This window comes from Streptomyces sp. SID14478, assembly GCF_010548525.1.
Classification (GTDB): domain Bacteria; phylum Actinomycetota; class Actinomycetes; order Streptomycetales; family Streptomycetaceae; genus Streptomyces.
In genome coordinates, this window is sequence record NZ_JAAGMG010000548.1 from 12,257 (window position 1) to 34,609 (window position 22,353).

A 22,353-nucleotide genomic window follows, 5' to 3' on the forward strand; every position below is an offset into this window, starting at 1 on the left:
CGTCACAGCGCGGCCGGATAGCATCTGGCCTCGATGGACACCGAAGCACAGCACGTGGAGCGCGATCGCTCCTCCGAGCCCCCCGAGAACACCTCAGCGGGCGAGGAGGACCGGCCGCGCTCCTCTGCGTTGTCCGGGGTCGTCGCCTGGCTGCCCGGCGGCCGGATCACGCTCGCCCTGCTGGCATGCATGGCGTTCCTGCTGGCCTTCGGCGTCTTTGTGATGCAGCCGTTCCAGATCCCCAGCAGCTCGATGGAGAGCACATTGAGGGTCGGGGACCGCGTTCTCGTAAATAAGTTGGCGTACCGTTTCGGTGCCGAGCCGAGGCGGGGCGACGTGGTCGTCTTCGACGGCAGCGGGTACTTCGGTGACGCCGACTACATCAAGCGCGTCGTGGGCACAGGGGGAGACCACGTGGTCTGCTGCGACAGCCAAGGGAGGATCGCGGTGAACGGGCAGTCCGTGGACGAGCGCGCCGTGCTGCACGCCGGGGACGCCCCTTCGGAAGTGCCCTTCGACATCGAGGTCCCTGAAGGCACCCTGTTCCTGCTCGGCGACCACCGCAGCGACTCCCGGGACTCCCGCGACTATCTGGGTGCGCCCGGTGGCGGGTTCGTCCCCGCCGACCACGTGATCGGCCAGGCGCAGTGGATCGCCTGGCCTGCCGGACATTGGCACTCCTTGTCGCGCACAGACATCTACGCGCGCGTGCCCGCTCCCGGCGGTGCCCGTGGGTAGGCGCGGAAAGGGGAGCTCCGGCCACGCCGGTGACGACCGACTGCCCACGGGGAGCCGGCCCACCAGCGGGCCGCCCCGGCCAGGCCGCGCCGAGCGACGCAAGCTCGCGCGCAAGGTGAAGCGGCGCAGAAGGCGCTCCGCCATCAAGGAGATACCCCTCCTCATAGGCGTGGCCCTGCTCATAGCCCTCGTCCTGAAGACGTTCCTCGTGCAGGCCTTCGTGATCCCGTCGGGCTCCATGGAGCAGACGATCAAGATCGGTGACAGGGTCGTCGTCGACAAGCTCACCCCGTGGTTCGGCGCGAAGGTGCACCGCGGCGACGTCGTGGTCTTCCAGGACCCCGGCAAGTGGCTGGAGCAAGAAGCCGGCCAGAAGAAGGAGGACCCCGTCGGGGTCAAGCAGGTCAAGGAAGGCCTGACCTGGATCGGGCTGCTGCCGTCGGACAACGAGCGCGATCTCATCAAGCGCGTCGTCGGGGTCGGGGGCGACACCGTGAAGTGCTGCGACAAGCAGGGCCGCGTCACGGTCAACGGGACCCCGTTGAACGAGACTTCGTACATCCACCCCGGCAACGCCCCCTCCAAGTTCGACTTCTCGGTGAAGGTGCCCGAGGGGCGGCTCTTCGTGATGGGGGACCACCGCGCCAACTCCGCGGACTCGCGCTATCACCTCACGGAGGACTTCCACGGGACGGTCTCCGAGAAGTCGGTCGTGGGCCGCGCGCGGTGGATCGTGTGGCCGATCGGACACTGGACGGGTCTGGGAGAACCGGAGACGTTCAGGGCGGTCTCCGACGCGCAGGAAGACGGGGCGACTGCGGCTGCTGAAACGTCGCATAGGCTGGCCACCGCGAACGGCGCCGTACCGATTTCGAATGCACCGGATTCGGACGGATTCATCCCCTTCCCGACCCCTGCGGAACTCCCGCTCGTTATGGGAGTGGTGGGCCTGCATCGCGTAGGGATCAGGCGGCGGCACGTAGTGAGGAGCGGATGTGGGGGACTTGGCGGTCGGCGCACGGTCAGGGCAGGGGCCCGAAGAGCAGCCCGGGCGATCCGACGACGCGACGAGTCCGGCGGTGACGGACCGGGTGCCCGGGAGCGATGACGCCGCGCGGGCGACGCCCGAGGGTGCGGCGGGATCCGGTGGTGACGAGACCGAGAGCAGGCGGAAGAAGCCCCGCTCCTTCTGGAAGGAGCTGCCGCTCCTCATCATCATCGCCCTCGTCCTCGCCCTGGTGATCAAGACTTTCCTGGTCCAGGCGTTCTCCATTCCGTCGGCGTCCATGGAGAACACGCTGCAGATCGGCGACCGCGTACTCGTCGACAAGCTCACCCCGTGGTTCGGCTCGGAGCCCGACCGCGGCGAGGTCATCGTCTTCCACGACCCGGACAAGTGGCTGGAGGGCGAGCCGACCGCGGATCCGAACGCGGTGCAGAAGGTCCTCAGCTGGGTCGGTCTGATGCCGTCCGCCAACGAGAAGGACCTCATCAAGCGCGTCATCGGCGTGGGCGGCGACACCATCGAGTGCAAGGGCACGGGCCCGCTCAAGGTGAACGGCAAGGCGCTCAACGAGCCGTACGTGTACGCGGGCAACACCCCGTGCAGCGACGACAACGCGGGTGGAACGTTCAAGGTGAAGGTTCCCGAAGGCAAAGTTTGGGTCATGGGTGACCACCGCCAGGACTCGGCAGATTCCCGCTACCACCAGAACGACCAGAACGACGGCTTCGTGCCGGTCGACAACGTCGTGGGCCGTGCGATCGTCGTCGCCTGGCCGCCCACGCACTGGTCGACGCTGCCCGTGCCGGACACCTTCGACCAGTCGGGCATCAACGCGGCGGCGAGCGCGGCTCCGGGGGCGCTCGGACTCGCGGGCGCTGTGCCGCTGGTCCTGTGGCGCAGGCGCAAGATCAACCAGCGCCTTACCGAGGGGAACACCAGGGTTTCTGGGACTGGTACCGCCGGGTAGGGTGCCGTCCCAGATCGCCGATCTTCCGCGGTCCGTGCCTTCCGGGGCCGGGCCGCGGAGTCGATTTTCTCCAACGCGGGAGCAACTGGGATGAGCAGGACACGTCGTACGGACGAGGGCCACGGCCGGGTCGGCAGCGCGCTGTCAGGCATAGCCGTGGCGCTCGGCTGTGTGCTGTTTCTCGGCGGATTCGTGTGGGGCGCCTTCGTGTACCAGCCGTACACGGTGCCCACCGACTCGATGACGCCGACGATCGGCGCGGGCGACCGGGTCCTGGCGCAGCGCATCGACGGCAGTGAGATCAAGCGCGGGGACGTCGTCGTCTTCCAGGAGAAGACCTGGGGCGACATGCCGATGGTCAAGCGCGTCGTCGGCGTCGGCGGCGACAAGATCGCCTGCTGCACGGACGGCAAGCTGACCGTCAACGGCAAGAAGATTGACGAACCGTATCTTCCGGCCGGCAAGAACGCGTCGCTCACCGGCATCAACGCTACGACCGTTCCTGGTGGCCGACTGTTCCTGCTCGGTGACGAGCGCAGCGGTTCCCTCGACTCCAGCGTCCACCTCGGGGACTCCGAGAACGGCTCGGTGGAGCGCGGCGCCGTGCAGGCCCGGGTGGACGCCGTGGCCTGGCCCATGAACGGGATGCTGGCGAAGCCCACCGGCTTCGAGGCGCTGCCCGGCGGCATCTCCGAGCCGGGGCCGCTCAAGCTGATCCTGACCACCGTGATCGCCGGCGCGGTCCTCGTGCTCGTCGGGGCGGCGTACGGGCCGATCGCCAAGCGCAAGCAGCGCCCCCGCGCCCGCACCGCGGAGCCGGTCCGTGCCTGAGCTCGGCCACGAGCTGCGCAAGGTGGCCCGGGTCGTGCTCCTCGACCCGGAGGGCCGCGTCCTGCTGCTGCACGGACACGAGCCCGATGACACGGCGGACGACTGGTGGTTCACGCCGGGCGGCGGCCTGGAGGGCGACGAGACGCGTGAACAGGCGGCACTGCGGGAACTCGCGGAGGAGACCGGCATCACCGACGTGGAGCTGGGTCCCGTGCTGTGGCAGCGGGTCTGCTCGTTCCCGTTCGACGGGCGCCGCTGGGACCAGGACGAGTGGTACTTCCTGGCCCGTACGACGGCCTCGGCGGCACGACCGGAGATCAACGAGAAGGGCCTGACCGACCTGGAACGACGCAGCGTCGCCGGAGCGCGCTGGTGGACGTACCGGGAACTGGACGAAGCGCATGAGACGGTGTATCCGACCAGACTCGCCGAGCTGCTGAACCGGCTGCTCGACGAAGGTCCCCCGAGCCGCCCCTTGGTTCTCGACACGGAAATCGTCTAGAGGCCCCAGAGGCTGGCGCACAATAGGGGGACGCACGGCTGAAGGGGAACATGCCATGAGCGCCGAGGACCTCGAGAAGTACGAGACCGAGATGGAGCTGAAGCTCTACCGGGAGTACCGCGATGTCGTCGGTCTGTTCAAATACGTGATCGAGACCGAGCGACGTTTTTACCTCACCAATGACTACGAGATGCAGGTGCACTCGGTCCAGGGCGAGGTGTTCTTCGAGGTGTCGATGGCGGATGCGTGGGTCTGGGACATGTATCGACCCGCGCGGTTCGTGAAGCAGGTGCGCGTGCTCACGTTCAAGGACGTGAACATCGAGGAGCTCAACAAGAGCGACCTGGAGCTTCCGAGCAGCTGATGCGCCGGTCCGGGTGACGCTGTTTTCCACAACCCGCGAGTAGTTCACCAAGATCCACTTCGAGCCCGCTGATGCCTCAGCGTGGACGTCGGAGGTGGTGCCGACGTGAACGCACGGGGCGCAATGGGGAAGTACGGCGAGGATCTGGCCGCGAGGCGGCTGACCGACGCAGGGATGACGGTGCTCGCGCGGAACTGGCGTGCGGGCCGGTCCGGCGAGATCGACATCGTGGCGCGCGACGGCGAAGCGATCGTCGTGTGCGAGGTCAAGACGCGCAGGGGCCGGGGCAGGGAGGGCGCGGCCTTCGAACACCCGATGGCCGCGATCACCCCGATCAAGGCCAGGCGGCTGCGGGACCTCGCCGAGCGCTGGGTGCAGGAGCACGGGGGAGCACCTCCCGGGGGCGTCCGGATCGATCTCGTCGGAGTCCTGCTGCCCGAGCGCGGAGCGCCGCGCGTCGAGCACGTGCGGGGGGTGTCCTGATGGGATTCGCGCGTACGTGTTCCGTGGCACTCGTGGGTGTCGAGGGCGTCGTCGTCGAGGTGCAGGCCGACCTGGAGCCGGGTATCGCCGCGTTCACGCTCGTGGGCCTGCCCGACAAGAGCCTCGTGGAGAGCCGTGACCGGGTCAGGGCGGCCGTCGTCAACTCCGGGGCGGAGTGGCCGCAGAAGAAGCTCACCGTGGGTCTCAGCCCGGCGTCCGTGCCCAAGGGCGGTAGTGGGTTCGATCTGGCCGTTGCGTGCGCCGTGCTGGGGGCGGCCGAGCGGATCGACCCGAAGGTCCTCGCCGACATCGTGATGATCGGGGAGCTGGGGCTCGACGGGCGGGTGCGGCCGGTGCGGGGCGTGCTCCCGGCCGTCCTCGCTGCGGCCGACGCCGGGTACGAGCAGGTCGTCGTCCCGGAGTGCACGGCGGGCGAGGCCACGCTGGTGCCGGGCGTCTCCGTCCTCGGGGTGCGCAGCCTGCGCCAGCTCATCGCCGTGCTCACGGACGAGCCGGTGCCGGACGAGGATCCGGCGGAGCTGGGACGCCCCGACCCGATGCTCTCCGGGCTCAGCATGCCGGGCAGTGGCGCGGGCGCGGGGCTCGGCGGAGCGTCGCACGACGGCCCCGGGCTCGACCTGGCCGATGTCGTCGGTCAGGTGTCGGCCCGCACCGCGATCGAGGTTGCCGCGGCGGGCGGACACCACGTGATGTTGTCGGGGCCGCCGGGCGCGGGCAAGACGATGCTCGCCGAGCGACTGCCTGCCATCCTGCCGCCCCTCACCCGCCAGGAGTCACTGGAGGTCACGGCGATCCACTCCGTGGCCGGCATGCTGCCACCGGGCAGGTCGATGATCGACATCGCGCCGTACTGCGCGCCCCACCATTCGGCGACGATGCAGTCCCTGGTCGGCGGCGGCCCCGGGGTGGCGCGGCCGGGAGCCGTGTCGTTGTCGCACAGAGGCGTGCTGTTTCTTGACGAGGCGCCCGAATTCAGCGGCAAGGCACTCGATGCCCTGCGCCAGCCCCTCGAAGCGGGGCACGTGGTGATCGCCCGAAGCGCCGGTGTGGTGCGGCTGCCCGCCCGGTTCCTGATGGCCCTCGCCGCGAACCCTTGCCCCTGCGGGCAGTACCGGGCGTTGGGCGGTGAGTGCGACTGCCCGTCGGCGACGGTACGGCGCTATCAGGCCCGGCTCTCCGGACCGCTGCTGGACAGGGTCGACCTGCGCGTGGAGGTGGACGCCGTCACGCGCAACGAACTGTCCGGGTACGGGCCGCGGGGCGAGAGCACCCAGGTCGTCGCGGACCGGGTGCGCGTGGCCCGGGAGCGGGCGGCAGCGCGGTTCGCCCAGACTCCTTGGCGGACCAACAGCGAGGTGCCGGGGCACGCCCTCCGGACCCGCTGGCCCGTCGCGCCGGGCGCCCTGGACGAGGCCGAAATGGACTTGGAGCGCGGCTTCTTGACGGCCCGCGGTCTCGATCGGGTGCTTCGGGTGGCCTGGACCGTGGCCGACCTCGCCGGTCGCGACCGCCCCTTCGCCCAGGACGTGGCCCTCGCGCTGCAACTGCGGACCGGCATCTCGCGCGGGGTGCCGATGACGATCGGGGCCGGCTCGTGACCGGGGAGGGCGGTGCTCCGGAGGCGGTGCGGCTGGCGCGGGCCCGGCTGACCCGGATCGTCGAACCCGGATGGGAGGTGACGGGGCGCTGGCTGCGGGAGTTCGGGGCCGTGGAGACGGTGCGGCGCATCGATGAGGCCGACGAGGCCGAGGTCGTCGTGGGCGGGGACGAGACGTTGCCGCTGCCGGGGGTGCGGCCCGAGCGCTGGGCGGGACTGCTCGCGCGGGCACGTGAAGCGCCCGCACCGGCGCGGGACTTGGAGCGTGCGCAGGAGCGCGGGGCGCGGTTCGTGTGTCCCGGGGACGCCGAGTGGCCGGGGCAGTTGGACGACCTGGGGGACGTACGACCCGTCGGGCTGTGGGTGCGTGGCGGGCCGAGCCTGCGGATGTGGGCGCTGCGCTCGGTGGCCGTGGTGGGCGCGCGGGCGTGCACGGACTACGGCGTACGGATGGGGGCAAGCCTCGGGGCGGGGCTCGCCGAGCGCGGGTGGGTCGTCGTCTCGGGCGGGGCGTACGGGGTCGATGCGGCGGCGCATCGTGGCGCGCTCGGAGCTACCGGGGCGACCGTCGCGGTCCTTGCCTGCGGGGTGGATCGTGTCTACCCGCGCGGTCACACCCAGTTGATCGACAGGGTCGCGGAACAGGGGCTGGTGGTGGGCGAGTTGCCACCTGGTGCGCATCCGACACCGAGCCGCTTCATCCAGCGGAACCGGGTGATCGCCGCGCTCACCAGAGGCACGGTCGTCGTCGAGGCGGCGTATCGCAGCGGGGCGCTGGGCACTGCGCGTTGGGCACAGCGTCTGTGCCGTCATGCGATGGGTGTGCCCGGCCCGGTGACCAGCAGTGTCTCAGCCGGGGTGCACGAACTGCTGCGCAAGGAGGGCGTACTGGTGACCGACGCCGCGGAAGTCGTCGAGCTGGTCGGAGAGATGGGGGAGCTGGCACCGCAGCGGCGCGGGCCGGTGCTGCCCCGCGACCTGCTCCCGCCGGACACGGCGCGGGTGCTGGCCGCGCTGCCCGCGCACGGGGCGCGCAGCGTCGCCGAGATCGGCCGGGAGGCCGGGGCGGGTGCGGACGACACGATCGGGAGGTTGTACGAACTGCACTCATTGGGGTTCGTCGAACGACACGGCGATGACTGGCAGTTGACACGCCAGGCGATCCGTTCGGTCTTTTCGGACGGAGGGCCTTCCTGACGCAGGGTGTTCCGCCGTCCGGATGACCCCTGATGAGCTCGGCAAATCCCGGCAGTTGACGCTTTGTCGCGATCACGCGCGGTGACGGGATCGTCCGTACAAGTCGCCCAACGGAACGTATCTGCGTACGTGCGATCCCCTACCCTTCGCACACCGCGACACTTCAGTCACGCTACGCTCACCAGGATTCGGGTTCGTCCGCTCAATCCGTGATCAGGCAGGCGGCTCGGCACCAGCCACCATCAGACGGGCAAGACGGCATCTTCATCAGTAAAGCGACTACAACGACTAGAACCCCCGGCACCCTCCCACCAGACACCTCCCTCGGTACGCAGCAGAACGGCACAAGGCGGCGCATGCCACAGCACACCTCCGGATCCGACCGGGCGGCGGTCCCTCCCGCCGCCCGAGGCTCCCGCGTGCGGCCTCCGGCTCCCTCCTCCCTCGAGGAGCTGTGGAGGTCGTACAAGTCGACCGGTGACGAGAGGCTGCGCGAGCAGCTGATCCTGCATTACTCGCCGCTGGTCAAGTACGTCGCCGGCCGGGTCAGCGTGGGGCTTCCGCCCAATGTCGAGCAGGCCGACTTCGTCTCGTCCGGGGTGTTCGGGCTGATCGACGCGATCGAGAAGTTCGACATCGAGCGGGAGATCAAGTTCGAGACGTACGCGATCACCCGGATCCGCGGCGCGATGATCGACGAGCTGCGTGCCCTGGACTGGATCCCGCGGTCCGTCCGGCAGAAGGCCCGGAACGTGGAGCGGGCCTACGCGACGCTGGAGGCCAAGCTGCGGCGCAGCCCCTCCGAGAGCGAGGTCGCCGAGGAGATGGGTGTCGCGCTGGAGGAACTGCACGCTGTTTTCAGCCAGTTGTCGCTGGCGAACGTGGTGGCCCTGGAGGAGCTGCTGCACGTAGGCGGCGAGGGCGGGGACCGGCTCAGCCTCGTGGACACCCTTGAGGACCATGCGGCGGACAACCCCGTGGAGGTCGCCGAGGACCGGGAGCTGCGGAGATTTCTGGCGCGGGCGATCAACACGCTGCCCGAGCGGGAGAAGACCGTGGTGACGCTCTACTACTACGAGGGCCTCACGCTCGCCGAGATCGGCAACGTGCTCGGGGTCACCGAGAGCCGTGTCAGCCAGATCCACACGAAGTCGGTGCTGCAGCTTCGGGCGAAGCTGGCCAGTTTCGGGCGCTGAGGGCTCAGCCCGCGTCCGGTGGTGAATCGTCCCTGCCGTGACCCGTGACCCGTGACCCGTGACCCGTGACCCGTGACCCGTGGCCCGTGGCCCGTGGCCCGTGGCCCATGACTGGTGTCGGTGTCGGTGTCCGAGGCCGCGTCGTGTGTTCCGGACGGCATCCGTGCCTGTCGTATCGGGGCCCCGGTGGCCGGTGTGGCTCCCGTCCCGGGCGGCGCGTCCGTAAAGTGGAGACGTGCCAAGGATTCGAGCGGCCTCTGTGGCCGAGCACCGGTCGATGCAGCGCGGCGCCCTTTTGGACGCGGCGCGCTCTCTGCTGTCCGAGGGCGGGACGGAGTCGCTGACGTTCCCCGCGCTGGCGGAGCGGACGGGGCTCGCGCGGTCGTCCGTGTACGAGTACTTCAAATCGCGTGCGGCCGTGGTCGAGGAGCTGTGCGCGGTCGACTTCCCGGTGTGGGCCGCCGAGGTCGAGGCCGGGATGGCGCGGGCCGCGACCCCCGAGGGCAAGGTCGAGGCCTATGTGCGGGAGCAGTTGACACTGGTCGGGGACCGGCGGCACCGGGCGGTGGTGGCCATCTCCGCCAGCGAGCTGGACGCGGGGGCGCGCGAGAAGATCCGCGCCGCCCACGGCGGGCTCGTCGCGATGATCGTCGAGGCGCTCGGGGAGATGGGGCACGCGCAGCCCCGTCTCGCTGCGATGCTCCTGCAGGGCGTGGTGGACGCGGCGGTGCGGCGCATCGAGCTCGGGGCCGCGGAGGATCCGGGCGAGATCGTGGACGCGGCCGTGGGGATGGCGTTGCGGGGCGTTCGGGGCTGAAGCCCCGGCGGGCCGGAGCGCGGGCCTGCACCGGGTGCGGTGCGACCGACCTCTCGTGAGAGCTCGGGCGGCGCGGGGCGACTGGCACCAGACGCCTGAGCGTTCTGCCGTCATCGGCTTCCCTGAGCCTGAGCGTTCTACTGCCGTCGGCTTCCACGACGCCCTGCCGCCGTCGGTGTCTGGTCCACGAGGCCCGGACCGGCCCCAGGTTCTTTCGGGCTCGGACCGGTCCCAGGTTCTTTCGAGCTGCTGGGCATGGCGCCCTCTTGAGGAGGCACCCGACGCCGGGGCCGCGTCGCCCGGGGGAGCGGATCTCAGGTGCTGCGGATCTCAGGTGCTGGGGACCTCAGGTGCTGGGGAGCGGACCTCCGGTGACCGGGAGCGGACCTCGGACGAGGAGCCCCCACACCGGTAGCAGTCTCGCCGGGGCGCGGCGCAGCATCGACGCGTCCAGCAGCGACAGCGGGTCCAGGTACGTCGTGCCTCTCAAGAGACCCCAGTGCAGGCAGGACGGGGACGCGCGCGGGCAGTGTCCCGTGGGGAGCTGCAGCACCCCGACGACATCGCCGGGTGCCACCTCGGCACCTTCCTCGACCGTGGCCGTCACGGGCTCGTACGTCGTGCGCAGCGGTGGGTCCCCGGTGTCCGCCACCTCCACCGACACCACGCCCCGGCCCGCCACCTCGCCCGCGAACGAGACCCGGCCGGCCGTGACCGCGCGGACAGGGGCGCCGATCGGGGCGGACAGGTCGACGCCTCGGTGCCCCGGGCCGTAAGGAGTCGAGGGCGGGGCCCAGGGGCGTACCACCGCGGGGCGGTCGCCCACCGGCCAGAACCGGGAGGAGCCCGAGTCCGCCGCCAGCGCACGGTGCGGCAGGGTGCACACGAGCATGATCAGCGTCACGCAGAGTAGTTTTCGCATGGTTCCGACGATCCCCGGACGAGCCGATCCCGGGGGATCATGGCCGGGAACGGTGGACTACCGGGCGGTTGTGGACAGCGGCGTCACCCCGTACCTCGCGGGTCCCGTACACTTCATGTGGCGATCCGGGCCACCGGATCGACTTCGCACGCCCCGGCACCGGCCTTCCCGGCTTCGTGTCAGCGTCCTTCGGTCCCGTACTCACGTACGCGGCAGGCGCGCAACGGGGCGTCAGGAAACAACCGAGAACACACAAGGAGTACGGCCATGGCCGTCGTCACGATGCGGGAGCTGCTGGAAAGCGGCGTCCACTTCGGTCACCAGACCCGCCGTTGGAACCCGAAGATGAAGCGGTTCATCTTCACGGAGCGCAACGGCATCTACATCATCGACCTTCTCCAGTCGCTGTCGTACATCGACCGCGCCTACGAGTTCGTCAAGGAGACCGTCGCCCACGGCGGCACGGTCATGTTCGTCGGCACGAAGAAGCAGGCGCAGGAAGCGATCGCCGAGCAGGCGACCCGCGTCGGCATGCCCTACGTGAACCAGCGCTGGCTGGGCGGCATGCTCACCAACTTCTCGACCGTCTACAAGCGTCTGCAGCGCCTCAAGGAGCTCGAGCAGATCGACTTCGAGGACGTCGCCGCGTCGGGTCTCACCAAGAAGGAGCTTCTCGTGCTCTCGCGCGAGAAGGCCAAGCTGGAGAAGACCCTCGGTGGTATCCGCGAGATGTCCAAGGTGCCCAGCGCCGTCTGGATCGTGGACACCAAGAAGGAGCACATCGCTGTCGGCGAGGCCCGGAAGCTCAACATTCCGGTCGTCGCGATCCTCGACACGAACTGTGACCCCGACGAGGTCGACTACAAGATCCCGGGCAACGACGACGCGATCCGCTCCGTCACCCTGCTCACCCGCGTGATCGCCGACGCCGTCGCCGAGGGCCTCATCGCCCGTTCCGGCGTCGCCACGGGCGACCAGAAGCCGGGCGAGAAGGCCGCCGGCGAGCCGCTCGCCGAGTGGGAGCGCGACCTGCTCGAGGGCGAGAAGAAGGCCGACGAGAAGCCGGCCGACGACGCCGAGGCCGCTCCGGCTGCCGACGCTGCTGCCGCTGAGGCCCCCGCTGCCGAGGCGCCCGCCGCCGAGGCTCCGGCCGCTGAGGCCCCTGCCGCCGAGGCCGCCCCGGCCGCGGACGCCGAGCAGGCCTGACCCGCACGGGTACCGGTTTCATGAGGTGACGGCGGGGGCCCCTTCGGCCCCCGCCGTTCACCCGTGATCTTCGTCCTCAGATTTCTGAAGACTGCTTCCAGTTTCTGAAGACTGCTTCCAGACTTCGTAGAGAGAAAATCAGGATCATGGCGAACTACACCGCCGCTGACGTCAAGAAGCTCCGCGAGCTCACGGGCGCCGGCATGATGGACTGCAAGAAGGCGCTCGACGAGGCCGACGGCGATGTCGACAAGGCCGTAGAGGCCCTGCGCATCAAGGGCCAGAAGGGCGTCGCCAAGCGCGAGGGCCGCTCCGCCGAGAACGGTGCCGTCGTCTCCCTCATCGCCGACGACAACACCTCCGGTGTCCTCGTCGAGCTGAAGTGCGAGACGGACTTCGTCGCCAAGGGCGAGAAGTTCCAGGCCGTCGCCAACGAGCTGGCCGCGCACGTCGCCAAGACGAGCCCCGCCGACCTCGACGCGCTGCTCGCCTCCGAGATCGAGGCCGGCAAGACCGTGCAGGCGTACGTCGACGAGGCCAACGCCACGCTCGGCGAGAAGATCGTCCTGGACCGCTTCGCGCAGTTCTCCGGCGCGTACGTCGCTGCCTACATGCACCGCACCATGCCCGACCTGCCCCCGCAGATCGGTGTCCTGGTCGAGCTGGACAAGGCCGACGCCGACCTCGCCAAGGGTGTCGCGCAGCACATCGCCGCCTTCGCGCCGAAGTACCTCTCCCGTGAGGACGTCCCGGCCGAGGTCGTCGAGTCCGAGCGTCGCGTCGCCGAGGAGACCACCCGCGCCGAGGGCAAGCCGGAGGCCGCGCTCCCGAAGATCGTCGAGGGTCGCGTCAACGGCTTCTTCAAGGAGGCCACGCTCCTCGGTCAGCCGTACGCCCTCGACAACAAGAAGTCCGTCGAGAAGGTCCTCCAGGAGGCCGGTGTCACCCTGAAGCGCTTCTCGCGCATCAAGGTCGGCATCTGAGTCCGTACCGCGACAGCCGCGAGACCCGGCTAGGGTCGACAGCAGTCGTCCGGGTACGTGCCGGACGACCGCAGATGTGACGAGGAGGCCATTGCCGAGCATGGGATGCGAACACACCCCACCGGCAATGGCCTTCTTTGTATGTGTGCCAAGTTAAGAGGCGAGAATTCCATGACCACCACCCAGGCCGACAACGGTGACAAGAGCGACGACGGCAAAGGCACGGGCCGCTTTCTGCTGAAGCTTTCCGGCGAGGCGTTCGCCGGGGGCGGGGGTCTTGGTGTCGACCCCGACGTGGTGCACGCCGTCGCCCGAGAGATCGCGGCAGTGGTCCGCGACGGGGCGCAGATCGCCGTCGTCATCGGCGGCGGCAACTTCTTCCGCGGCGCCGAGCTCCAGCAGCGCGGCATGGACCGGGCCCGCTCCGACTACATGGGCATGCTGGGTACGGTCATGAACTGCCTGGCCCTCCAGGACTTCCTGGAGAAGGAGGGCATCGACAGCCGCGTACAGACCGCCATCACGATGGGGCAGGTCGCCGAGCCGTACATCCCGCTGCGCGCCGTACGCCACCTGGAGAAGGGTCGCGTCGTCATCTTCGGCGCCGGTATGGGCATGCCGTACTTCTCCACCGACACCACCGCCGCGCAGCGCGCCCTGGAGATCGACGCCGAGGCGCTGCTCATGGGCAAGAACGGCGTCGACGGCGTCTACGACTCGGACCCCAAGCGCAACCCCGAGGCCGTGAAGTTCGACGCGCTCAGCTACAGCGAGGTCATCACGCGCGACCTGAAGGTCGCCGACATGACCGCGATCACCCTGTGCCGGGACAACAAGCTCCCGATCCTCGTCTTCGAGCTGCTGACGTCGGGCAATATCGCCCGGGCCGTCAAGGGTGAGAAGATCGGGACGCTCGTGGGCGACCAGGGCACCCGCGCCTGAACTCTCCTGTCCAAGGCGCCCCGCGAGGGATGGACAATGTCCTGCCGGTCGGACACCGTGCAAGGACACCGCAGGAAAACCGCGCAGGAACAAGACACGCGACGCAGCCGGCCGCCCCGTGCAAGCCGGGCCTCACTCAAGACACGCAGGAGCAAGTGGTGATCGAAGAGACCCTCCTCGAGGCCGAGGAGAAGATGGAGAAGGCCGTCGTGGTCGCCAAGGAGGACTTCGCGGCGATCCGTACCGGTCGTGCGCACCCGGCGATGTTCAACAAGATCGTGGCCGACTACTACGGCGCGCTGACGCCGATCAACCAGCTGGCCTCGTTCTCCGTTCCGGAGCCGCGGATGGCCGTGGTGACCCCGTTCGACAAGAGCGCGCTGCGCAACATCGAGCAGGCGATCCGGGACTCCGACCTGGGCGTCAACCCGAGCAACGACGGCAACATCATTCGTGTGACGTTCCCCGAGCTCACCGAGGAGCGCCGCCGCGACTACATCAAGGTCGCCAAGAGCAAGGCGGAGGACAGCAAGGTCTCCATCCGCTCGGTCCGTCGCAAGGCCAAGGAAGCCATCGACAAGGCGATCAAGGACGGCGACATCGGCGAGGACGAGGGCCGTCGCGGCGAGAAGGAGCTGGACGACACCACCTCCAAGTACGTGGCCCAGGTCGACGAGCTGCTCAAGCACAAGGAAGCCGAGCTGCTCGAAGTCTGAGCGAGCACGGAACATCGAGGTTCGAGGAATCCGTGAACGACTCTTCCTGGGGGGCGCCGAGCGGGCCCGGGTACTGGGGGCCCGCCGACCAGGGCCAAGCGCCCGCCTACGGTCAGCGGCCCTCGTACGACCAGGGGCGCGCTCCGGCGGGTCCCGCGTACGAACGGCACGCGGTTGAGGAGACTCGGCCCATGCCCATCGTGCCCGATATGCCTGACGTGCCCGCCGGTGGCGGGGACGGTGACCAGGACGTCGACCGGGGGGCCGCTCGGCTGAGCGGCCCCTTGTTCCGCGACGAGACGACCCCGCCGACGCCGCAGGAGCCCATGTCCAGCGCAGCACCGCAGCCTGCCCCCGCCCCGCCTTCTGCGCCGCAGCAGAAGAAGAGCGCGGGCCGGGACCTCGGGGCGGCCATAGGGGTCGGCGTCGGGCTCGGCGCGGTCATCATCGCTTCGCTGTTCATCGTCAAGGCCGTCTTCGTGGGCGTGATAGCGGTCGCCGTCGTCGTCGGCCTGTGGGAGCTGACCTCGCGGCTCGAGGAACGCAAGGGCATCAAGGCACCGCTCGTGCCGCTCGCCGTGGGCGGCGCGGCCATGGTCGTCGCCGGATACGTCCGCGGGGCCGAGGGCGCCTGGGTGGCGATGGCGCTGACCGCGCTCGCCGTCCTGGTGTGGCGCATGACCGAGCCGCCCGAGGGCTATCTGAAGGACGTCACGGCCGGCGTCTTCGCGGCCTTCTACGTCCCCTTCCTCGCGACGTTCGTGGCGATGATGCTCACCGCGGACGACGGTGCCTGGCGGGTCCTGACCTTCCTGATCCTCACCGTGGTCAGCGACACCGGTGCGTACGCGATCGGCTGGCGCTTCGGCAAGCACAAGCTCGCGCCGCGCATCAGCCCCGGCAAGACCCGCGAAGGCCTGGTCGGGGCGGTGACGTTCGCGATGGCGGCGGGTGTGCTGTGCATGCAGTTCCTGATCGACGACGGAACCTGGTGGCAGGGCCTGGTCATGGGCGCCTGCGTCGCCGCCAGCGCCACGCTCGGCGACCTCGGCGAGTCCATGATCAAGCGGGACCTCGGCATCAAGGACATGGGCACGCTGCTGCCCGGGCACGGCGGCATCATGGACCGCCTCGACTCCCTGCTGCCGACGGCACCGGTGGTGTGGCTGCTCCTCGTCCTCTTCGTGGGGTCGTAGCGGCCGGGCCCTTCCGGGACCTTCTCGCACGCGCGACGAGCCTCCGCCCCTTCGGCGGGGGCTCGTTGTCGTAGGGGCGGGCGAGCCGAGGCGTGCCCCCGGGGGCGGGATGGGGACCGGGGAGAGACGCCGGCGCCAGTAGAGGTGACCGCTGCGTCGACCCGGAAAAGCCGGGTCATACGCAGAGTGCCGTCCGTAGGCTCGGTGCCGTGACCGAAGACGCGCGTCTCATGGCGAACCACCGAGTCCACGTCGTGCCCGTGGTTCTCGCTGGCCAATCCGCCGTGGCAGCGAGACGTCTGGCTCGACCCTGGGGTGTTCGAGAACCTGGACCACATCTCTCACACGCTCTTCGACGACTTCTGTGATGCCGACGAGCCCGAGCGGTGTCTCGGGATCAGTCTGAGAACTGAGGAAGAGGTCTCGCTCATGCGTGAACTGGGCGTCGCCCTGGGCGTGGCGGATGCCCAGGTGCCCAATGACACGGACGAGGAAATCTGCGGTCGCCCAGTCGGCCGACGGTCGTGGCTGTTGCCGGGCGACTGGCGCGCGTCATGGTGACCAACGACCTCGGGGAGCTTGTCACGCTGCACGAATCCGATACCGAGGACTAAGCGATCGTCGACTTCGGGTCCCAGCCGACCCAGGTGAGCGTCGCATCAGGGGCGGCTGCCAAAGCCGTCTGACTGGTCCAGGTGAAACGGTGAGCCGGGACTCGTCGGGTTCCAGCCCTGGGCGAGGGCCGACGTGATGGCGACGCTGACGTCGCTGGGCAGCACTGCGACACCTGGCGCTCCGACCCAGTTACTGGGGTGAGGCTGATTCGTCGTGACGACCAGGGTTGCCCCCGAGGTATCCGCATGCTCAACCGCGTACGTGCACGGTGACCAGCAGAGACCGTGGCTGTAGGTCGGCCGGCCGCGCAGGCGCCAGCGGTAAGCCGTGCCGTCGACGACGATACGTCGCGATCCCTTGCGGCCGATTGCCATGGCGAGCCCCCATCCCCTGGACTGGACGCGATGCTAGCTGGTCAGACGGCGGGCGAGCCCAGAATCTCGGGCCGTCCCTGGGCCGTCCGAGGTCGCTCAACAGTGGCCAGCGGCGACCGCCAGTGACAGAGGTCCAACCCGACGACCCCAGGTCACCGCGTTCCATCTGCGACACTGGTACAGCCATGCCTAAGCCCGGAGAACTCACTTTCGTCGCCCCCCGCGGAGCCAAGAAGCCGCCGCGGCACCTCGCCGACCTCACGCCCGCCGAGCGCAAGGAAGCGGTTGCCGCGATCGGTGAGAAGCCGTTTCGCGCCAAGCAGCTCTCGCAGCACTACTTCGCGCGGTACGCGCACGATCCCGCGGAGTGGACCGACATTCCCGCCGCCTCGCGCGAGAAGCTGCGCGAGGCGCTGCTGCCCGAGCTGATGACCGTCGTACGGCATCTGTCGACCGACCAGGACACGACCCGCAAGACCCTGTGGCGGCTGTTCGACGGGACACTCGTCGAGTCCGTGCTCATGCGGTACCCGGACCGGGTGACGATGTGCATCTCGTCGCAGGCCGGGTGCGGGATGAACTGCCCGTTCTGCGCCACCGGCCAGGCGGGCCTCGACCGGAACCTGTCGACCGGCGAGATCGTGCACCAGATCGTGGACGGGATGCGGGCCCTGCGGGACGGGGAGATCCCCGGCGGTCCGGCGCGGCTGAGCAACATCGTGTTCATGGGGATGGGCGAACCGCTCGCCAACTACAAGCGCGTCGTCCAGTCGATCCGGGCGCTGACCGACCCCGAGCCGGACGGGCTCGGGCTGTCCCAGCGCGGCATCACCGTGTCGACGGTCGGCCTCGTGCCCGCCATCAACCGGTTCACCGACGAGGGCTTCAAGTGCCGCCTCGCCATCTCGCTGCACGCCCCCGACGACGAGCTGCGCGACACCCTCGTACCCGTCAACACGCGGTGGAAGGTGCGGGAGGTCCTCGACGCCGGCTGGGAGTACGCGGCCAGGTCCGGGCGCCGGCTCTCCATCGAGTACGCGCTGATCCGCGACATCAACGACCAGGCCTGGCGCGGTGACCGGCTCGGCCGGATGCTCAAGGGCAAGCCGGTGCACGTCAACCTGATCCCGCTGAACCCCACGCCGGGGTCGAAGTGGACGGCGTCGCGTCCCGAGGACGAGAAGGCGTTCGTCGACGCGATCGCCGCCCATGGGGTGCCCGTCACCATTCGTGACACCCGTGGCCAGGAGATCGACGGGGCGTGTGGCCAGCTCGCGGCGACCGAGCGGTAGCCTTGCACTGACATCTGCATATTCCGACAGGGGAGCGCCACAGCGCTGAGAGTGCGGCAACCAGATCGGCAGGCCGCAGACCCTCTGAACCTTGCCCAGGTCATTCTGGGTAGGAAGTTCGGACACCACTCAAGCTGTTGCGCCCTGCCCGGAACCTCTTCGAAGGTCTCCGGGCAGGGCCGCGTCTCTTCCTGGTCACCCCCAGGAGGAAAACCAGTGAGCAAGAAGACGTACACCGCCGTGGCCGTGGGCCTCGGTCTGGTCGTGCTGTCCGCCTGCGGCTCGTCGTCGAGCGGGGCGGACGGTGCCGACGCCAAGACCGTGACGCTCGTCAGCCACGACTCGTGGGCCGTCTCCAAGAACGTGCTGAAGGACTTCGAGCGCAAGTCCGGGTACAAGGTGAAGGTCCTGGAGGACGGCGACGCCGGGCAGGCCGTCAACAAGGCGATCCTGTCCAAGGGCAACCCGCAGGGCGACGTGTTCTTCGGCGTCGACAACACCCTGCTGTCGCGGGCCCTCGACAACGGCATCTTCTCCTCGTACAAGGTGAAGGGCCTCGACGAGGTGAGGAGCCAGTACCAGCTCGACGCGGGGAAGAACCGCGTCACGCCGGTCGACGCCGGCAGCATCTGCGTCAACTACGACAAGAAGTACTTCGCCGCGCACAAGCTGACACCGCCGTCGTCCTTCGCCGATCTCGCGAAGCCCGCGTACAAGAACCTGCTCGTCACCGAGAACGCGGCCACCTCCTCGCCGGGCCTCGGCTTCCTGCTCGGCTCCGCCGCGAGTTACGGCGACGATGCCTGGCAGGGCTACTGGAAGAAGCTCGTGGCCAACGGCGTGAAGGTCGTCGACGGCTGGGACCAGGCGTACAACCAGGAGTTCAGCGGCAGCGCCGGGGGCAAGAAGGCCGGCGGCACACGGCCGCTCGTCGTCTCCTACGCCTCCTCGCCGCCCGCCGAGGCGATCTACGCCGACCCGCAGCCGAAGACGTCGCCGGTCGGCGTCGCGGACGGCACCTGCTTCCAGCAGGTCGAGTTCGCCGGTCTGCTGGACGGGGCGAAGAACGACAAGGGCGGACAGGCGCTGCTCGACTTCCTGGTCTCGAAGGAGTTCCAGGAGGACATGCCGCTCAACATGTTCGTCGACCCGGTGACGAAGAACGCCACCGCGCCCGCCGACTACACGAAGTACGCGGCGAAGGTCGACGACCCCGAGACCATGGACCCCCGCAAGATCGCGGACCACCGTGACGACTGGGTGAAGTCGTGGACGTCGCTCGTAAGGAAGTGAAGGAAGCAGAAGCACCGGGCGCCGGGGGCGCCGGGGGAGTGGCGGCGGCCACGTCCCGCGGGGCCTCCGGGAGCGCGGCGCGGCTCGGGCTCATGGTCGTGCCCGTCGTATTCTTCGGTGTCTTCTTCGCCTACCCCGTCGTCGCGATCGTCCGGCGCGGGCTGGAGGCCGACGGGGCCTGGCAGTTCGGGCGGATCCTGGACGTGCTCGGGCAGTCCGACATCCGGCACGTGCTGTGGTTCACGGTGTGGCAGGCGCTCGCCTCGACCGCTCTCACGCTGTTGATCGCGCTCCCCGGCGCGTACGTCTTCGCCCGGTTCGACTTTCCCGGCAAGCAGCTGCTGCGGGCCGTGGTGACCGTGCCGTTCGTGCTGCCGACCGTCGTCGTGGGGACGGCGTTCCTGGCGCTGGTCGGGCAGGGCGGGCTGCTCGACGCGCTGTGGGGGGTGCGGCTCGACACCACCGTGTGGGCCATCCTCGTCGCGCACGTCTTCTTCAACTACGCGGTCGTCGTGCGGACCGTGGGCGGGCTGTGGGGGCAGCTCGACCCCCGGCAGGAGGAGGCCGCGCGGATGCTCGGCGCCTCCCGGTTCGCGGCGTGGCGGCGGGTGACGCTGCCGGCGCTCGGCCCGGCGGTCGCGGCGGCGGCGCTGATGGTCTTCCTCTTCACGTTCACGTCGTTCGGCGTCGTGCAGATCCTCGGCGGGCCGGGCTACTCGACCCTTGAGGTGGAGATCTACCGGCAGACCGCGGACATCTTCGACCTGTCGACCGCGGCCGTGCTGACCCTCGTGCAGTTCGTCGCGGTCGGGCTGATCCTCGCCGTGCACGCCTGGAGCGTGCGGCGCAGGGAGAGCGCGCTGCGGCTCGTCGACCCCGCGGGGACGTCCCGCCGGCCGCGCGGCGCGGGCCAATGGGCGCTCCTCGGCGGGGTGCTGGCGACCGTCGCCGTGCTGATCCTGCTGCCACTGGCCGTGCTGGTGCAGCGCTCGCTGGACGCGCCGGGCGGCTACGGGTTCGCGTACTACCGGGCGCTCGGCGAGGCCGACGGCGGCGCCTTCCTCGTGCCGCCCCTGCACGCGATCGGGAACTCGCTGGAGTACGCGCTCGTCGCCACCGCCATCGCGCTGGTGATCGGCGGGCTCGCCGCGGCCGCGCTCACTTCCCGGGCGGGACGGCTGGTGCGCGGCTTCGACGCGCTGCTGATGCTGCCGCTCGGGGTCTCCGCGGTGACCGTCGGCTTCGGGTTCCTGATCACGCTCGACAAGCCGCCGCTGGACCTGCGGGCGTCCTGGATCCTGGTGCCGCTCGCGCAGGCACTGGTCGGGGTGCCGTTCGTCGTACGCACCATGCTGCCGGTCCTGCGGGCCGTCGACGGGCGCCTGAGGGAGGCCGCGGCCGTGCTCGGGGCCTCGCCGCTGCGGGCGTGGCGGGAGGTCGACCTGCCCATGGTGCGGCGGGCGCTGCTGATCGCGGCAGGGTTCGCGTTCGCGGTGTCGCTGGGCGAGTTCGGCGCAACCGTGTTCATCGCGCGGCCCGACAACCCGACCCTGCCGGTCGCCGTCGCCAGGCTGCTGGGCCGGGCCGGGGATCTCAACTACGGCCAGGCGATGGCCCTGTCGACGGTGCTGATGGCCGTCTGCGCCGTGTCGTTGCTGTTGCTCGAACGCATGCGGCCCGCGCGGGCCACGACCGGGGAGTTCTGATGGCGGCCTTGCTGGCACTCGACGACGCGACCGTACGGTTCGGCGGGCGCGCCGCACTCGACGACGTCGACCTGGAGGTCGCCGAGCACGAGATCGTGTGCGTGCTCGGGCCCAGCGGCAGCGGGAAGTCGACGCTGCTGCGGGCCGTCGCGGGCCTCCAACCCCTGGACGGGGGGCGGGTGTTCCTGGAGGGCAAGGACCAGTCCAGGGTGCCCGCGCACAAGCGGGGCGTGGGGCTGATGTTCCAGGACCATCAGCTGTTCCCGCAGCGGGACGTGGGTGCGAACGTCGCGTTCGGGCTGCGCATGCACGGGGCGTCGAAGGCGGAACAGGCCGCCCGCGTGGGGGAGTTGCTGAAGCTCGTCGGGCTGCCCGGGGTCGAGCGGCGGGCCGTCTCCGCGCTCTCCGGTGGCGAGCAGCAGCGCGTCGCGCTCGCCCGTGCGCTGGCGCCCCGGCCGCGGCTGCTGATGCTGGACGAGCCGCTGGGCCAGCTCGACCGCTCGCTGCGCGAACGGCTCGTCGTCGAACTGCGGGAACTCTTCGGCGAGTTGGGTACGACGGTGCTCGCCGTCACCCACGACCAGGGCGAGGCCTTCGCGCTCGCCGACCGGGTCGTCGTCATGCGGGACGGACGGATCGCCCAGTCCGGCACGCCGCTCGACGTGTGGCGGCAGCCCGTGGACGAGTTCGTGGCCCGCTTCCTCGGCTTCGACAACGTGGTCGAGGCGACCGTCTCGGTCTCGGGCGACGCCGCGGACACGCCGTGGGGCAAGGTGCCGGTGCCCGACGGCTCGCCGCAGGGCGTCGGCAGGCTGCTGGTGCGCCCCGCGGGCGTACGTCTCGTGCCCGCCGCCGACGCCCAGCTGACCTGCACCGTCGCGGCCCGCACCTTCCGGGGCACGCACGTCGCGGTGCAGCTCCAGCCCCGCAACGCGCCCCGGCTCGAAGCGGCGTGCGCGCTGCGCGAGGCACCGGAGCAGGGCGCCGAGGTCGGCGTCGCCTTCGATGCGGCGGAAATCGTGATGTTGGGCGGGGGCCCGAATACGTAGGCTCGGCGCATGACGACCTCCGCACCGCCCCCGCCCGGACAGCTCACCCACGACGGCTATTGCGACGAAATCCTCGCCCAGACCGACCTGTTGAGGGCGCATCTGGCGGGGGCCGACCTCGCCGCGACCGTGCCGACCTGCCCCGACTGGAGCCTGCGCGAACTCGCCGTGCACGTCGGCGGTGCGCACCGCTGGGTCGAGGCGATCGTGCGGACCCGGGCGACGGAGCCGGTCCCCGAGGAGCGGGTGCCGGACTTCACCGGACCCGAGGGCGACGACCCCGCCGCGCTCGACGCCTGGCTCGCCGACGGCGCGCGGCGCACCGCGGACGTCCTGCGCG

The 22,353-nt window shown here is 70.0% G+C and carries 24 protein-coding genes and 1 riboswitch; of the genes, 22 read left to right on the forward strand and 2 right to left on the reverse strand.

Annotated features, from left to right (window positions below; translation table 11 throughout):
* Positions 1-33: 33 nt before the first annotated feature.
* From lepB (G3I40_RS17895) to G3I40_RS17945, 11 genes are all read left to right on the forward strand, one after another.
* The gene (lepB, locus tag G3I40_RS17895) at positions 34-738 is read left to right on the forward strand and encodes a signal peptidase I (protein ID WP_164303144.1); all 705 of its coding nucleotides are present in this window, start codon (positions 34-36) and stop codon (positions 736-738) included.
* Positions 731-1,846, forward strand: a complete 1,116-nt coding sequence (gene lepB / locus G3I40_RS17900; protein ID WP_164303145.1) for a signal peptidase I — start codon at positions 731-733, stop codon at positions 1,844-1,846. Before lepB (G3I40_RS17895) ends, lepB (G3I40_RS17900) begins: the two co-directional genes overlap by 8 nt.
* Positions 1,734-2,711 carry a signal peptidase I gene (lepB, locus tag G3I40_RS17905; protein ID WP_164303146.1) on the forward strand — a complete coding sequence of 326 codons (978 nt, stop codon included), beginning with the start codon at positions 1,734-1,736 and terminating at the stop codon, positions 2,709-2,711. Before lepB (G3I40_RS17900) ends, lepB (G3I40_RS17905) begins: the two co-directional genes overlap by 113 nt.
* A gap of 90 nt (positions 2,712-2,801) precedes the next feature.
* Positions 2,802-3,542: a signal peptidase I gene (lepB, locus tag G3I40_RS17910; protein WP_164303147.1), complete on the forward strand. Its 741-nt coding sequence runs from the start codon at positions 2,802-2,804 to the stop codon at positions 3,540-3,542.
* Positions 3,535-4,044, forward strand: a complete 510-nt coding sequence (locus tag G3I40_RS17915; protein WP_164303148.1) for an NUDIX hydrolase — start codon at positions 3,535-3,537, stop codon at positions 4,042-4,044. The genes lepB (G3I40_RS17910) and G3I40_RS17915 overlap by 8 nt, the downstream gene beginning before the upstream one ends.
* 55 nt (positions 4,045-4,099) lie before the next feature.
* The gene (locus tag G3I40_RS17920) at positions 4,100-4,408 is read left to right on the forward strand and encodes a DUF2469 domain-containing protein (RefSeq protein WP_055510545.1); all 309 of its coding nucleotides are present in this window, start codon (positions 4,100-4,102) and stop codon (positions 4,406-4,408) included.
* A gap of 123 nt (positions 4,409-4,531) precedes the next feature.
* Complete coding sequence (locus G3I40_RS17925) at positions 4,532-4,891, forward strand: YraN family protein (RefSeq protein WP_203644308.1); 360 nt, start codon at positions 4,532-4,534, stop codon at positions 4,889-4,891.
* The gene (locus G3I40_RS17930) at positions 4,891-6,510 is read left to right on the forward strand and encodes a YifB family Mg chelatase-like AAA ATPase (RefSeq protein ID WP_164303150.1); all 1,620 of its coding nucleotides are present in this window, start codon (positions 4,891-4,893) and stop codon (positions 6,508-6,510) included. Before G3I40_RS17925 ends, G3I40_RS17930 begins: the two co-directional genes overlap by 1 nt.
* On the forward strand, positions 6,507-7,706 hold the full coding sequence (dprA, locus tag G3I40_RS17935; protein WP_164303151.1) for a DNA-processing protein DprA: 1,200 nt from the start codon (positions 6,507-6,509) through the stop codon (positions 7,704-7,706). The genes G3I40_RS17930 and dprA overlap by 4 nt, the downstream gene beginning before the upstream one ends.
* Positions 7,707-8,062: 356 nt before the next feature.
* Positions 8,063-8,902, forward strand: a complete 840-nt coding sequence (gene whiG, locus G3I40_RS17940) for an RNA polymerase sigma factor WhiG (RefSeq protein ID WP_164303152.1) — start codon at positions 8,063-8,065, stop codon at positions 8,900-8,902.
* Between the two features lie 259 nt (positions 8,903-9,161).
* On the forward strand, positions 9,162-9,719 hold the full coding sequence (locus tag G3I40_RS17945; RefSeq protein ID WP_164303153.1) for a TetR/AcrR family transcriptional regulator: 558 nt from the start codon (positions 9,162-9,164) through the stop codon (positions 9,717-9,719).
* Between the two features lie 346 nt (positions 9,720-10,065).
* Here the strand turns inward: G3I40_RS17945 and G3I40_RS17950 are convergent, their stop codons facing one another.
* Positions 10,066-10,611 carry a M23 family metallopeptidase gene (locus G3I40_RS17950; RefSeq protein ID WP_239091795.1) on the reverse strand — a complete coding sequence of 182 codons (546 nt, stop codon included), beginning with the start codon at positions 10,609-10,611 and terminating at the stop codon, positions 10,066-10,068.
* Between the two features lie 297 nt (positions 10,612-10,908).
* On the opposite strand from G3I40_RS17950, the gene rpsB reads away from it, so the two are divergent.
* From rpsB to G3I40_RS47195, 6 genes are all read left to right on the forward strand, one after another.
* Positions 10,909-11,847, forward strand: coding sequence for a 30S ribosomal protein S2 (gene rpsB / locus G3I40_RS17955; RefSeq protein WP_164303155.1), 939 nt, complete (start codon positions 10,909-10,911; stop codon positions 11,845-11,847).
* A gap of 146 nt (positions 11,848-11,993) precedes the next feature.
* The gene (gene tsf / locus G3I40_RS17960) at positions 11,994-12,830 is read left to right on the forward strand and encodes a translation elongation factor Ts (protein WP_164303156.1); all 837 of its coding nucleotides are present in this window, start codon (positions 11,994-11,996) and stop codon (positions 12,828-12,830) included.
* A gap of 171 nt (positions 12,831-13,001) precedes the next feature.
* Positions 13,002-13,772, forward strand: a complete 771-nt coding sequence (pyrH, locus tag G3I40_RS17965) for a UMP kinase (RefSeq protein WP_164303157.1) — start codon at positions 13,002-13,004, stop codon at positions 13,770-13,772.
* Positions 13,773-13,930: 158 nt separating this feature from the next.
* A complete protein-coding gene (gene frr / locus G3I40_RS17970; RefSeq protein ID WP_164303158.1) occupies positions 13,931-14,488 on the forward strand; it encodes a ribosome recycling factor in 558 nt (185 codons plus the stop codon).
* Between the two features lie 32 nt (positions 14,489-14,520).
* Positions 14,521-15,684: a phosphatidate cytidylyltransferase gene (locus tag G3I40_RS17975; RefSeq protein WP_164303159.1), complete on the forward strand. Its 1,164-nt coding sequence runs from the start codon at positions 14,521-14,523 to the stop codon at positions 15,682-15,684.
* Between the two features lie 315 nt (positions 15,685-15,999).
* Positions 16,000-16,245, forward strand: coding sequence for a hypothetical protein (locus G3I40_RS47195; protein WP_239091791.1), 246 nt, complete (start codon positions 16,000-16,002; stop codon positions 16,243-16,245).
* Between the two features lie 98 nt (positions 16,246-16,343).
* Here the strand turns inward: G3I40_RS47195 and G3I40_RS17985 are convergent, their stop codons facing one another.
* Positions 16,344-16,673: a hypothetical protein gene (locus tag G3I40_RS17985; protein WP_164303160.1), complete on the reverse strand. Its 330-nt coding sequence runs from the start codon at positions 16,671-16,673 to the stop codon at positions 16,344-16,346.
* 185 nt (positions 16,674-16,858) lie between these two features.
* Here G3I40_RS17985 and rlmN point away from each other — a divergent pair, with 185 nt between their 5' ends.
* The 5 genes from rlmN to G3I40_RS18010 form a co-directional block, all read left to right on the forward strand.
* Positions 16,859-17,965, forward strand: coding sequence for a 23S rRNA (adenine(2503)-C(2))-methyltransferase RlmN (gene rlmN / locus G3I40_RS17990; RefSeq protein WP_164303161.1), 1,107 nt, complete (start codon positions 16,859-16,861; stop codon positions 17,963-17,965).
* Between the two features lie 18 nt (positions 17,966-17,983).
* Positions 17,984-18,099, forward strand: a riboswitch (TPP riboswitch).
* Between the two features lie 82 nt (positions 18,100-18,181).
* Complete coding sequence (locus G3I40_RS17995; RefSeq protein ID WP_164303162.1) at positions 18,182-19,258, forward strand: thiamine ABC transporter substrate-binding protein; 1,077 nt, start codon at positions 18,182-18,184, stop codon at positions 19,256-19,258.
* Between the two features lie 92 nt (positions 19,259-19,350).
* Positions 19,351-20,964 (forward strand): iron ABC transporter permease, encoded by a 1,614-nt coding sequence (locus tag G3I40_RS18000; RefSeq protein ID WP_203644317.1) that lies wholly within the window; start codon positions 19,351-19,353, stop codon positions 20,962-20,964.
* Positions 20,961-22,013 (forward strand): ABC transporter ATP-binding protein, encoded by a 1,053-nt coding sequence (locus G3I40_RS18005; protein WP_203644319.1) that lies wholly within the window; start codon positions 20,961-20,963, stop codon positions 22,011-22,013. The genes G3I40_RS18000 and G3I40_RS18005 overlap by 4 nt, the downstream gene beginning before the upstream one ends.
* Before the next feature lie 9 nt (positions 22,014-22,022).
* A partial coding sequence (locus tag G3I40_RS18010; RefSeq protein ID WP_203644296.1) for a maleylpyruvate isomerase N-terminal domain-containing protein occupies positions 22,023-22,353 on the forward strand: 331 nt, incomplete at its 3' end.